Raw genomic sequence first — 13,367 nt, 5'->3', positions numbered from 1 at the left:
TCAGTATAGGAGACCTCAAATTGAAAATATAGACGTGTTGTTATTCGGTGCTTACACTAAAGTTTACTATCTTCCACCAAATGAAAGCGCTATACTAAAAGTGGACACTTTTATGAGGAGGTATTTCTTTAATGGATGCAGATATCAAATGGTTAGATGACCCCGAAACATTTCGGGTTAACCAGCTACCCGCCCATAGTGATCACCACTACTATGGTAACTATGCTGAGTGGGGGCAGGGGCAAAGTCGTTTTGCCCAGTTGTTAAATGGCCAGTGGCAATTTAAGTTTGCCCAAAATCCACACGAACGGCAAAAGAACTTTTACCAAGTGGACTTAGACTGTGCTGACTTTGCCCAGATCGAAGTACCGAGCGAAATTGAATTGAGTGATTATGCTCAGAATAATTACATTAACACCCTGATTCCGTGGGAAGGTAAAATTTATCGGCGGCCGGCCTATGCGGTTGATGGTAAGAATAAAGAGGAGGGTTCCTTCAGCACGGGTGAAGACAACACTGTCGGTATGTACCGGAAGGAATTCGACCTTGCCCCTGAATTGCGGGGAAAGGAGGTCCGGGTCCATTTCGAAGGGGTCGAACGGTCAATGTACTTGTGGTTGAACGGCCACTTTGTTGGCTACGCAGAAGATAGCTTTACCCCGTCCGAGTTTGACCTGACACCGTACATCCAGGACGAGGGGAACGTCATGGCGGTTGAGGTCTTCAAGCACAGTACCGCTTCCTGGATTGAGGACCAGGATATGTTTCGCTTCTCCGGAATTTTCCGGTCCGTGGAATTGCTGGCCCAACCAGTGACCCACTTGGAAGATATGACCATCCGGCCAACCGTTGATGACGGTTACCAAAATGGCCGTTTAAACCTGGACCTGCAACTCGCCGGTGAACAAGAGGGGACCGTCCACGTTCTGGTTAAGGATGAAGACGGTAACGTCGTCGTTGACCAGACAAAGTCGGTTGCCGAACAGGTGGCAATTGATGATGTCGCCTTAAAGAACGTTCACCTCTGGGATAACCACCACCCTTACCTTTACCAACTGTTCGTTGAGATTCGTAACGAAGCCGGGCAACTAGTTGAACTGGTTCCTTACCGGTTTGGTTTCCGGCGGATTGAGATCAATGCTAACCACGTTGTCTTACTGAACGGCCAGCGTCTGATTATTAATGGGGTCAACCGTCACGAATGGGATGACCAGCGTGGCCGTTCCGTCACGATGGCTGACATGGAAAAGGACATCCAAACCTTCAAGGAAAACAACATCAATGCCGTCCGGACTTGTCACTATCCGGACCAATTACCGTGGTACCAACTGTGTGACGAGCACGGAATCTACATGATGGCCGAAAACAGCCTGGAATCCCACGCTACCTGGCAGAAGATGGGGAAGGTTGATCCGTCCTACAACGTTCCCGGCTCCGTCCCGCAATGGAAGAAAGTCGTTGTTGACCGGGCCCGGACCAACTACGAGACCTTCAAGAACCACCCGGCAATTTTGTTCTGGTCTCTGGGGAATGAATCCTTTGCGGGTGACAACATTGCCGCAATGGGCCGCTTCTACAAGGAACATGACGACAGCCGCCTGGTTCACTACGAGGGTGTTTGCCATACCCATGATTACAGTAAACAGATTCCGAGTCTCAAGAAGGAATCTTACCTGCCAGCTGGTGGAACGAAGGACTACCGTGACCAGATTTCGGATGTTGAAAGCTGGATGTACCTGCCACCAAAGCAGGTTGAAGAATACCTGCAAAATAACCCCGACAAGCCGTTTATGGAGTGTGAATACATGCATGACATGGGGAACTCCGATGGGGGAATGGGCTCCTACATTAAGTTATTGGACAAGTACCCACAATACTTCGGCGGCTTCATCTGGGACTTCATTGACCAGGCCCTGCAAGTCAAGGACCCCGTCAGTGGCAAGATGGTAATGCGTTATGGTGGCGACTTTGATGACCGTCACTCGGACTATGAATTTTCAGGCGATGGCTTGATGTTCGCTGACCGGACACCAAAGCCGGCAATGCAGGAGGTACGGTACTACTATGGCTTACACAAATAAATTACACGTTATTTACGGTGATGGTTCACTTGGTGTCGGTGGTGAAGGCTTCCACTACATCTTCTCTTACGAACGGGGAGGACTGGAATCGCTGAAGGTTAATGGTAAGGAATGGCTCTATCGGACCCCAACGCCGACTTTCTGGCGGGCCACGACGGACAATGACCGAGGAAGCGGCTTTAATATCAAGTCTGCCCAGTGGTTGAGTGCCGACTACTTCCAAAAGTGCACGAAAATTGACGTGACGGTTGACGACCACCATTTTGCAGGCTTACCGCTTGACAATGACCACTACAGTAATGATGAGACCGCCGAGCAGGTGGCACTGGCTTACACTTTTGAAACGCTGACGGTTCCATCAACGACGGTAACGATGACCTACACCGTAACCAGCGATGGTCAAATTAAGGTTGCTGTCCACTATACCGGTAAGAAGGGCCTGCCAGAGTTACCCGTGTTTGGTGTCCGGATGGTGATGCCGACTGCGGCGACCGGTTTTGAATACGCAGGCCTCTCCGGTGAAACTTATCCTGACCGGATGGCGGGTGGCCAGCATGGCACCTTCAAGGTTAAGGGCCTTCCGGTAGCCAAGTACCTGGTTCCCCAAGAAAACGGGATGCACATGGCTAGTGACTGGGTTAAGATCACCCGGCAGACGACCCAGAACAATGCGGATCATTCTGACCAGCCGTTCAGCTTGAAGGTGGCTAAAGACCAGGATAGCTTTGCCTTTAGTTGCCTGCCGTACACGGCAGAGGAACTCGAAAACGCAACCCACATTGAAGAACTACCGCTAGAGCGGCGGACTGTCCTGGTTATTGCTGGTGCCGTCCGTGGGGTTGGTGGCATCGATAGCTGGGGTGCCGATGTTGAAAAGCAGTACCACATTCCAGCCGACCAGGATATTGACTTTAGCTTCATTTTGAACGCCAAGTAATACTAAGGAATTTAACAAAAAAGGATCAGGGGCTGTGACATAAGTCCCCTATATAGTTAAAAATACTACAGCGCAGTACACAAAGGGGCTCTAATATTCGGAAAATCCGAACACTAGAGCCCTCTTTGTGATTGCGGGGGTTCGAAGACGAACTAGCAAGCTAGTTCTGTCTCACTCCCTCTTTTCGCAATTACTGTGTAATATTCGGCGAACTAAAAGGGGATGGTGAGAAAAAAGTTTTCTCCCATCCTCTAATTTTTGGCAAAAAAGACGGGCTACTAAACCGTTTTCTGTTTATTTTTGGGATAAAAAGCGATAAATGTTGCTTGAAACAACACCTTTTCAAGTTTTAGAATTTATTCGTTTCGTTGTTTCAACTACTAAGAGAGAAAGGTGCAGAGAGCTTGAAGAAATTATTCCATGATCATTTTTTTGCTTTGCTTGCCTGGATCCTTATCCTGGTTATTTCGGTAGTTGCCCTGCCGGATGTTAACCAGTTGACGCGGTCACACTCACAAATTACGCTGCCCAAGAGCACGCAGAGTCAGATTGCGCAGACCATCCAGCAAAAGCACTGGGGCCACCACGTTAATAATACCTACCAAGTCGTGGCGGTCTTTAATAATGGCAACAAGAAAATGTCTGCCAAGGATAAGCAAAATGTCCAAAAGACGATTAGCCGCCTGCAAAAGCACGAGGGTAAGTACGGTATTAAGGCCATCCTGGGGCCCAACGATAATGCCGCAACCCGTAAGCAGCTGATTTCCAAGGACAAAACCACCCAGCTGGTCCAGCTGAACGTCAGCAAAAAGCACGGGACCCTGCAAAAAATTAATAAGCAGCTGTCCAGTGCGGTAAAGACGGACGGGGTCAAAACCTACGTCACCGGGGCGGACATCTTAAATGATGACTTCTCCGGGGCTGTGCAAAAGGGGATTAAGAAGACCGAGGTCATCTCCGTTATATTTATCTTCGTGGTTCTCCTGTTAGTTTTCCGGTCACCAATCACCCCGTTGATTTCCCTGCTGATGGTCGGGGTGGCCTTCCTTACCTCCTTTAGTATCGTTACCAACCTGGTCGATAAGTTTAACTTCCCATTCTCTAACTTCACCCAGGTTTTCATGGTGATTGTTCTGTTCGGAATTGGGACCGACTATAACATCCTGCTGTATAACCGCTTCAAGGAAAACCTTGGCCAGGGGATGGGAAAGTGGGAAGCCACCCGTAACGCCCAGAAAAATGCGGGGCGGACCATCCTCTACTCCGGTTCCTCACTTCTGATTGGTTTTACTTCCCTGGGCCTGGCTCGCTTCTCGGTTTACCAGTCTGCCGTTGGGGTCGCTGTTGGGGTTGCTGTTTTGCTGGTTACCCTCTTAACTTTGAACCCCTTCTTCATGGCCGTCTTAGGCAAGAAGATGTTTTGGCCGGACAAGCGGTTTACTGGTGAATCCAGCAGTAAAATTTGGCACAAGATGGCCAACACTTCGGTTCACCACCCGATTGTCAGCCTCATCTTGGTATTTATCATTTTGTTACCAATTGGTCTTTCCTATAAGAACCACCTGAACTACAATGATGCCGATGAAATCAGCAATACGACGCCTTCAAAGAAAGGGTTTAACGTTGTTGAGGATCACTTTTCGAAGGGGACGGCCGAACCGGTTACGGTTTATATCAAGGCCAACCACAAGTTAGATAATGAAGAGAACCTACTGCTGATTGACCGACTGACTAACCAGCTGAAGGACAGTAAGGACGTTAAGACTGTTACTTCCGTGACCCAACCGGCCGGGAGCAAGGTCAACCAGCTGTATGTTAACAACCAACTCAAGCAGATTACGGGCCAACTTGGCAAGGCTCAGGGGAGTCTGTCACAACTTTCCTCTGGGATGGCTGGCCAGGCCGCAATGCAGTCTGCTTCCATGGGGGCAGCGGGTGCTTCAGCCATGGCACAACAACAGGCAATGATGTCTGGAATGAGTCAGATGACTTCCGGCCTTCAGCAGGGTGGCGACTACCTGACTGGCCTGCAAAATTCGGCTGCCGGTAAGACCTTCTACCTGCCGCAAAATCAGCTGAGTAACCCTGAAATTCAGCAATCGATGCGGACCTACTTGTCACAGAACAAGAAGACCGCGCAAATTACGGTTATCCTAAATTCCAACCCTAGTGGTGGACGGGCTACCAACGCGGTTAATGACCTGACCAACGTTGCCAAGTACTCCCTGAAGGGGACTAAGTTGGGCAACGCCACCGTGGTTGTCGGTGGTCAGAGCTCGAAGATCAATGACACGAAGACGGTTGCCGGTGGCGACTTTGTTCGGACGGCAATCATCATGATTGTTGGGATTGGCCTGGCCCTGATCTACGTTACCCGGTCACTATTGCAGCCGGTTTACGTTCTCGGAACGATGGTTACGGCTTACCTGGCCGCTTTGTCAATCACCCTTATTTTGACCCATCTTATTCTTGGGCGCCCAATGCTGACCTGGAACACCCCATTCTTCAGCTTTATCATGCTGATTGCCCTGGGGGTTGACTACAGCATCTTCTTAATCATGCGTTACCGGAATACGGATAACGAGCATTACCTGCCAACGGAGCGGATTGTGATGGCCTCATCTGCAATCGGAACGGTCGTAATCTCAGCCGTAATTATCCTGAGTGGGACCTTTGCATCACTGATTCCGTCTGGCATCCCAACCTTAATTGAGGTGGCCATGACCGTAATTATCGGACTGATTATTCTGGTAATTATTATTCCGCTGGTTGTTCCAAGTACGATTCACTTGACATACCCAATGCGTTCCGCGATGCGTGATAACCAAGCAAAGCGGCAGGCCGCTGAAAATTAGAATAATGAAGCTGTGACATATAGTTATATAAAAAGGGCTCTAGCCATCCGGAAAAATCCGGGCGCTAGAGTCCTTTTTGTGCCTTCTAACGACTAGCTTAACTGGAGCGTGAAGCCGTTTACGCGCGAATACTAGTCTTAAAAAGACTTGAGATAAAGATTAAACCTTGGTAGATACCGTAAGCAAGTAAGATCGTCAGGCCAATCAAAGAAACTGCCAGCAGGACATTGAACCAGGCCGACTGGTGGAAGCTGAGGATTGCCGTGTTATGCCCCCGTTGCTGGTAAACGTAAGGAGCACCAACACGGGAACGCTGGAAGTGTCTAAGCCGGTGACCGTTGACGGTAAGCCGGGACTCCTGGTAGGTGATGATGGGGAGGCGGACCTTTCCCGAGCGCTTGGCATTCCAGGAAAGACAGAGCCGTCCCTTCGGAAGGACAGTGTGCTTGAAGTCTTTAGCATGGCGGATGACCTGGTCCTGGTAGGCATATGAGCGGACGTAGGTGCGGTTGAGGTACTTCTTGGGAATCGGCAGGTAGTCGGGGACCCGCTTTTCGACTTTCATCAGCAGTTGTCCAGGATAGTCGGTGTGGACAGACCGTCGCAGGCTCTTAGAGTTGTTTGTCACCCAGGCCAAGGCCGTTGAACTATTTAAGACCTCATCTGATTCGTAGATGGCAGTCCGCCGAAAGACGCTAGTTGTCGTTGGGATTACAACCTGGAAAAGGGTAAAGAGCAAGAGACCAGAAACCAGCCGCAAGCGAAGTCGGTCATGCGGTGCTGCATCGATAAGTTGCTGGCAGCTCATCGCAATCCCCACTAGCAAGAGGGGGTAGGCAATCACGGTCAACCGGTTAGGAAACTGCAAAGTGGTTTGCAGGATTGGGACTGCTTTTTGGATGCTTTCCCAAGGGAACCAGGTCGAACTGATCAAGAGGATGATGGTCCCCATGATGGTGACCGTGTTGTTAACGAGTGACCGCTTGAAGGTGAAAATCACGTAAACCAGCTGGAGGGCAAACAAGATCCAACAGAAGTAGATCAGGTATTGACGGGTGCTGGTAAACTGTGATGGCGTCAATGCGTTGATTTGCATATCAAATGGTGCCGGCTGGGAAATATGGTTATGGAGGTTGAGCATCAAAAGGGCGCCCCAAACGTTACCGGTCAGGATAACCGTCCCCATGACTGCCTTGGCCGTATCCCAAAGCATTTGGCCCCGCTTAGTTGAAAGGATTAAACCAATGATAAAGAAGGGCACAAGCGTCAGGGTGAAGAAAATGGAACTCAACAGGTGGATCTGAATGATGACCGTCATTAAAGTCATCAGAGAGAGCCAGTGAACTGGGCGGTCATGGTCCGTAATCATCGTAATACCAACCATGATCATGTACGGGGCGAGAGCAGCCCCCCAGGCGTTCATGTTTTGTGCCAGTTCCCACCGGGGAAGCCAGCCAATACACAGGAAGATTAGGCTAACCAACAGGACTATCCGGCGACAAGCATGGACCTTGGTAGCCAGCTGGTACATTCCCACCCCGCCGATGAAGTAGACAAGAAAGCTTGAAATAACCTGGTAGCGAAACCAAGTCCCCAAAATGCCGAGCAAAATGCCGTTAAGGTAGGCAAAGAGGGGGCCGTAAACGGCGTTAATAATTCGGCCACTCTGTTGGAAGGAGTAGTTACTCTGAAAATAACTCCAGTTTCCCTGCTGGATCTGCTTAGCGGCATCGTAGAAGCGGTTAAAGTGGAAAATTGAATCCGTCCCGAGAATTACCCCGTGGGATATAATCTGCGGATACATGATTATGTAAGTCATCACGGCAATCGCTAGGTAGGGCAGGGCCCAGTTGATAACTTTTTTACTCTGTTCTTTCATGATTCATCTCTCAATTTCAAACAATTATTTGTATTATAAGACAAACCCATGTTATAAGGGAGTAAAAATCAAAACGGTTTACCAAAATTAATGTGATTATTCCACTGCGGCATTAAGATCCTGTTGTACAATAGACGGTATATTCGAAGAGAAAGTAGATGAGGTAATGCTAGCAATTTTCCTGTCAGCCGTTTCTGGTGTTTTAATTATTTTAGTAATGGTCGTGGTGGGCTTCGTAATGAATGAACGGGGCTGGTTCAACGAACAGTCGCCCCGCATCATTTCCCGCCTAGTTACCCAGGTTTCTTTACCTTGCTACATGGTTACCACCATCATGCACGATTTTTCTGCCGGACAACTGAAGGCCCTTTTACCGGACCTCCGTTACCCGGTGATCTCGATGCTAATCCTGTTTGCCCTTTCCTTCGCGGTCGCCCGGGCGATTGGCATCAAGCGGTCCCACATTGGCCTGTTTTCGTCAATGTTTTTCAACTCCAACACGGTTTTCATTGGTCTGCCAATCAACCTGGCACTGTTTGGTAATTCTTCAATCCCCTACGTGCTGGTTTACTACATGGCAAACACGACCTTCTTCTGGACCCTGGGGGTGTGGTTGATTCAAAAAGACGGCATGCACGAGGCCAAGATTGATCCCCTGACGGCACTGAAAAAGATCTTTTCACCGCCGCTGTTGGGCTTCATTTTGGGGGTCATCTTGGTAATCCTCCATGTCCACCTGCCGAAGTTCATCATGAGTGACTTTTCATACATTGGGGGGCTAACCATCCCAATGTCGATGATCTTTATTGGTATTGCCATCTCTAACGCCGGGTTGAGCCGGGTAAAGATTTCCCGGGATGCCCTGGGAATTCTTTTAGGACGTTTCCTCTTGGCACCTGCCTTGATGGCACTTTTGGTCTTGCCGAGTTCAATGTCGCCACTGATGAAGCAGGTCTTTATCCTCCAAGCGGCGATGCCGGTAATGACGAACGCACCGGTTGTTTCCAAGCTGTACCATGCCGACTCTAGTTACGCCGCAATTATGGTCACGGAAACGACCGTCCTCAGTGTGATTGTCATTCCAATCCTGATGGTAATCATCAAGACCTTCTTATAGGAAATATTTGATAATTTCCCGGGAAATACGCTATCATTAAATTGTAAAAGGGAGAGCGAGAAAGAATTATGGTAGACTTAGTAATCGTGCGTCACGGGCAGAGTCAGGCAAACCATGACAACATCTTCACTGGTTGGACGGATGTCCCGTTAACTGACAAGGGAATTGCCCAGGGAATTGCGGTTGGCAAGGCCTTGAAGGCAACTGGCATTCATTTTAGCGATGCTAATACCTCCTACATGTCCCGGGCAATTGTCACGACAAACATTATTCTGGATGAAATCGACCAACTTTATATTCCGGTTCACAAGACCTGGCGGTTGAACGAACGGCATTACGGCGCCCTTTCAGGCCGTAATAAGGCCGTCGTTAAGGAAAAAGTCGGGGCCGACCAGCTTCACCGTTGGCGGCGGGGGTACAGTGAAGTACCGCCAAAGTTGACGACCCGTCAGCACGACCGGCGTTATGACCGGCTTGGCATTAAGATGCCCCTTAGTGAGAGCCTGGCAATGACCCAGAAGCGTCTGTTGCCGTTTTGGGAAGACCAGGTAGCACCCCGGTTGCTTGACGGTAAGAATCAGCTGATTGTTGCCCACGGCAGCTCGCTCCGGGCCCTGATTAAGTACCTCGATCAAATTCCGGACGACCAGATTGACAAGGTGGAAGTACCAAACGGTAAGCCGATTTGGTATAAGTTCGATAACCACCTCCGCATCGTTAACAAGACATTTATTACTATGGATGGTGAATAAGATGGCAATTCATGAACTTGAAAATAACCCGGATCTTAAGGGCCAAGTGCGGTTGATTGATAACGTTACCTATGCGGCAATTGACGGGCGGCCCCTTAAGATGGCAATCCTGGAACCGTGGACCCAGCGTTTTCCGCTGAAGTATAGCCCATTGCCGCGGCCATTAATTGTCTTTGTTCAGGGAAGTTCCTGGCGTGTGGGCAAGATGGGGGAGCAGATTCCCCAGTTAATTCAGTTTGTTAAGGCTGGCTATGTGGTCGCCACAGTCCAACACCGTAACACCCTAGATGGCTATCCGTTCCCGGCATTTCTCCAGGACGTTAAGACCGCAATTCGCTACCTCCGGCGACACGCTATTAAGTATGCAATTGATCCCGAGAAGGTGGCTATTTGGGGGACGTCATCCGGAGCCAATGCGGCCATGCTGGTGGCACTGACCGAAGATGACCCCCGGTATGCCGGCCACCTCTATTTGACCGAGTCCGACCGGGTCAACGCGGTTGTCAGTTGCTTTGCCCCGATGGATATCAAGGATACCTTTGAGTACACGGCGGCGGTACCGGGCAGTGAATTATTGAAGTTCTGCCTGCTTGGGATGGACACGAAGAAGTGGTCAGAAAAGGAAAAGGAGATGAGTCCCCTGTACCAGGTAAAACCTGGCCAGGACTACCCACCATTCCTCTTACTTCACGGTGACGCCGATAAGGTTGTTCCTTACCACCAGATGGAGGACATGTACCACAAGCTGACCGATGAAGGCTATGATGTTGAAGCCTACCGGGTAAAGGGCGCTAACCACGAAAAGGACTTTTGGAGCGCAAAAGTTTATCAGGTCGTCCAGAAATTCCTCGACCAGCAACTTAAGAATTAAAAATAAAGGACCCTTAGCGGTGTGTCGTCAGTTGACACGGTGCTAAGGGTCCTTTTAATTATTCATCTTTTACATACTGGAGAATATCACCGGGCCGGCAATCCAGAACCTGGCAAATCTTTTCGAGAGTAGCAAAGCGAATCCCGCGGGCCTTACCAGTCTTAAGAATTGACAGGTTTGCTGGTGTGATGCCAATTCGCTTAGCAAGCTCCTTAGAGGTAATCCCCCTTTGGCCCATCACCAGTCCTAAAGTTACCTTAATCATTGACTCACCACCTAAATAATGTTGTCGGCGTCTTGCTGGAGCGCGATTCCCCGCTTGAAGATCAAGTAAATAATTAGCAGAAAAACAATAAATCCAATGCCGTCACTAAAGTTGTCTTCTGTCATTACAATGAAGCTGACAAATGGTTTAACTTGAACCAGGCGTAGCCAGATGGTGGTGATACCACTAATGATTAACCCAGCGATTTCCAGCCACAAAAGTTGCTGTAATGCCTGACAGTTAGCTGCAATAAAGTAGTGGCCCCGGTTAAGATTGTCCAATAAACGGTGAGTTGCTAGTAATCCAGCGAAGGCAAGAGCAGCGACGATTACTGCTACTAGTCCCTGAATGACGAGGTTAATGGTTAGGTGGCCGCCAAGAAACGTACGGGGTGAAACTAGGCAACAAATTCCGGCAATCACGGTTGCAAAGGCGGTAAAGAAGGTGGCAACGATACCGAGGTCAATGGCTACCTGGGCTAATCCTAAAACGAACTTGATTAACTTTTCTCTCATCATCAGTCACTCCTCCAGTGATTCTTATTTACAAAATTATTGTAAAGCAATAATTAAATATCGTCAAACAATAATTGAAGTGGACCAAATAAAAAGAGCCAGCACTTAATGCCGACTCAGTAAGTGATTTATTTGGCTAATTATGATATTAGGCAAGGGTGCCCATTGGATCCCATGGCTTGAGGACGATTGGCTCCTGGGCCTGTTCTTTCAGCAGCTTTTCTGACAGGTACTTCTTGTTAATAACAATTTGGAAGCAGTATTGATCCATCCAGTCGTCACTCATAACGAAGTAGCCCTTGTGACCAACCTTGTTTCCCCAGGAGTTTTCGACCTTCCACTTGGTTGGCTGGCCATCAACCAGGTCAACTCCGGTTAATACCATGGCGTGATCCATCATGCTTTGACCGTAGTCCAGCATTTGGGCCTTAGTCATGTCCAGGTCAACGTCAAAAAGTTCGTTGTAACGGTATGTGTTGAGGGCCATAATCCCGAGCTTGGTTTCAGAATACTTGACCACATCGGATCCAAACCAGACGCTTTCGCCGCCCTTCAGTTGGTCAATGGCGAGTTGCTTGAATTCATCCATCGGCAGGTTAAGGTGCTTGATTTGCCGGCCACCAACGACATTACCGAGCATATCGATTGTGTAGGTCTTGTGGTATTCCTTGTCAGCGGTTGGGGCCTGGATAATGGAGACGTAATCTTCCAGGTTCCAGCCAACGTACTTCTTGAAGAATTCTTGAGGGGTCAAGTTGGCGTCCCGGTGGTATTCGTTATCTTTCTTAGTCCGATATTCAAAGTCAAAGTGAGTAGCGGGTTCACCAAAAGCGTAGGCGAGGATCCGGTAGACTTCGTTGAGCATCTTTTGCCGGGCAGTGTTTAGTTCGTCATCGCTAGCATTATCTTCGTTGACCATCTTACGCAGGATAACGGCGTCGTGCCGGAGCTTGTTGTTCAGCACTTCATTGATGCCCCGAGAGTTGTTAGAGTTGAATGATTCAGGCATGGCCGTTTTCGGAACCACCCCGTACTTTTCAATGAGGGCGCACAGCATGTCCCATTGGCCACCATCACTTTGCGGTGTGGCCATTAACCAGGCCACCTTCCGGCTGTCGGCATCCTTCTTGGCGGTCTTTAAAACATTTTCGTAGAAGTAGTTGGCCTTTTCAAACTTGTCCCAGAAGAACTGGTAGGACTGCGAAAGCTCAAAGTTGTCGGGGAGGTTGAACTTTTGCTGCATGTCGTGCCGCATGGTATTTAGGGCAGCAAACATCCAGCAACGACCGGACTGCTTTTGGTCGGCAACGTTCCCGGTCTTAAGATCGATTGAGAAGTGGGGGTCGTTGTCCTTGATTGAGTGCCAATCAAAGCTGGCATTCCGAACCCCGTTCTTGGTAACGGCGCGTTCTAAAACTTGACTGTCACGTCGGTTGTCGTAGTCGGCGCGGAAGTTGGCAATATCATCGTTAGAAATAGCAAAACTCATTTAATGAGCCTCCTTTAAATTGTTACTACCTATTATAAAACAAAAGCCAGCACAACATAATAAAACGACGGCCCAATCTGTGAACTACTCGGCCATTAATGACCGCGCTTCTGGGAACACGGAGTAGTATTTAGGATATTATACCTGTATTCAAGCTACCTAACTTACAGAACTCCACTCTTTTACCATGGCTAGTCCCTAGCCAATAGCTTTTAATCCTTGATGCAAGATATTAACTGCCGCATTAATATCGCGATCGTGATGGGTACCACAGCTTGGGCACGTCCATTCACGAATGTTAAGGGGCTTAGGGCCACTATGATAGCCACAATGACTACAAATTTGACTGGTATAGTTTGGCTTAACCACCACTAAACGTCTACCATACCAGGCACATTTATATGCCAACATGGTCTGGAACTTATACCAACTGGCATTTGCAATCGCTTTAGCTAGGCAATGATTTTTCTGAAGGTTTTTGGTTTTCAAATCTTCAATGACGATTACGTCGTATTGCTTAACCAAGGTCGTTGTTAATTTATGCAAATAGTCTTTGCGCTGGTTCGCTACCTTGACTTGGTAACGGGCCTTTTGTTGCTGTGCTCG

General features: G+C 48.8%; 11 protein-coding genes. 6 read left to right on the top strand and 5 right to left on the bottom strand.

Going from position 1 to position 13,367, the window contains the following annotated elements:
• Positions 1-131: 131 nt before the first annotated feature.
• The 3 genes from FD32_RS09080 (at position 132) to FD32_RS09070 (ending at position 5,873) form a co-directional block, all read left to right on the top strand.
• A complete protein-coding gene (locus FD32_RS09080) occupies positions 132-2,081 on the top strand; it encodes a glycoside hydrolase family 2 TIM barrel-domain containing protein (protein ID WP_047768171.1) in 1,950 nt (649 codons plus the stop codon).
• A complete protein-coding gene (locus FD32_RS09075; RefSeq protein ID WP_047768169.1) occupies positions 2,065-3,018 on the top strand; it encodes a beta-galactosidase small subunit in 954 nt (317 codons plus the stop codon). The genes FD32_RS09080 and FD32_RS09075 overlap by 17 nt, the downstream gene beginning before the upstream one ends.
• A 404-nt stretch (positions 3,019-3,422) precedes the next feature.
• Complete coding sequence (locus FD32_RS09070) at positions 3,423-5,873, top strand: MMPL family transporter (RefSeq protein WP_047768166.1); 2,451 nt, start codon at positions 3,423-3,425, stop codon at positions 5,871-5,873.
• A 118-nt stretch (positions 5,874-5,991) separates the two neighbouring features.
• Here the strand turns inward: FD32_RS09070 and FD32_RS09065 are convergent, their stop codons facing one another.
• Positions 5,992-7,752, bottom strand: coding sequence for a glycosyltransferase family protein (locus FD32_RS09065; protein WP_047768163.1), 1,761 nt, complete (start codon positions 7,750-7,752; stop codon positions 5,992-5,994).
• Between the two features lie 166 nt (positions 7,753-7,918).
• Here FD32_RS09065 and FD32_RS09060 point away from each other — a divergent pair, with 166 nt between their 5' ends.
• From FD32_RS09060 to FD32_RS09050, 3 genes are all read left to right on the top strand, one after another.
• Complete coding sequence (locus FD32_RS09060) at positions 7,919-8,869, top strand: AEC family transporter (RefSeq protein ID WP_047768161.1); 951 nt, start codon at positions 7,919-7,921, stop codon at positions 8,867-8,869.
• Between the two features lie 68 nt (positions 8,870-8,937).
• Positions 8,938-9,621 carry a 2,3-bisphosphoglycerate-dependent phosphoglycerate mutase gene (locus FD32_RS09055; protein WP_047768159.1) on the top strand — a complete coding sequence of 228 codons (684 nt, stop codon included), beginning with the start codon at positions 8,938-8,940 and terminating at the stop codon, positions 9,619-9,621.
• Position 9,622: 1 nt separating this feature from the next.
• Positions 9,623-10,492: an alpha/beta hydrolase gene (locus FD32_RS09050; RefSeq protein ID WP_047768156.1), complete on the top strand. Its 870-nt coding sequence runs from the start codon at positions 9,623-9,625 to the stop codon at positions 10,490-10,492.
• A gap of 58 nt (positions 10,493-10,550) precedes the next feature.
• Here FD32_RS09050 and FD32_RS09045 read toward each other — a convergent pair whose 3' ends face one another.
• The 4 genes from FD32_RS09045 to FD32_RS09030 all read right to left on the bottom strand — a co-directional run.
• Positions 10,551-10,757 (bottom strand): helix-turn-helix domain-containing protein, encoded by a 207-nt coding sequence (locus FD32_RS09045; RefSeq protein ID WP_047768154.1) that lies wholly within the window; start codon positions 10,755-10,757, stop codon positions 10,551-10,553.
• Between the two features lie 11 nt (positions 10,758-10,768).
• Positions 10,769-11,272, bottom strand: coding sequence for a DUF2975 domain-containing protein (locus FD32_RS09040; protein ID WP_056962178.1), 504 nt, complete (start codon positions 11,270-11,272; stop codon positions 10,769-10,771).
• A gap of 148 nt (positions 11,273-11,420) precedes the next feature.
• Positions 11,421-12,761 (bottom strand): C1 family peptidase, encoded by a 1,341-nt coding sequence (locus FD32_RS09035; protein ID WP_047768151.1) that lies wholly within the window; start codon positions 12,759-12,761, stop codon positions 11,421-11,423.
• 198 nt (positions 12,762-12,959) lie between these two features.
• Positions 12,960-13,367 (bottom strand): RNA-guided endonuclease TnpB family protein (locus FD32_RS09030; protein ID WP_156410653.1); only part of this gene is annotated, 408 nt, incomplete at its 5' end.

Origin of the sequence: Limosilactobacillus panis DSM 6035 (genome assembly GCF_001435935.1) — a bacterium.
Classification (GTDB): Bacteria; Bacillota; Bacilli; order Lactobacillales; family Lactobacillaceae; genus Limosilactobacillus; species Limosilactobacillus panis.
This window is presented reverse-complemented; position numbering and strand designations above follow the sequence as displayed.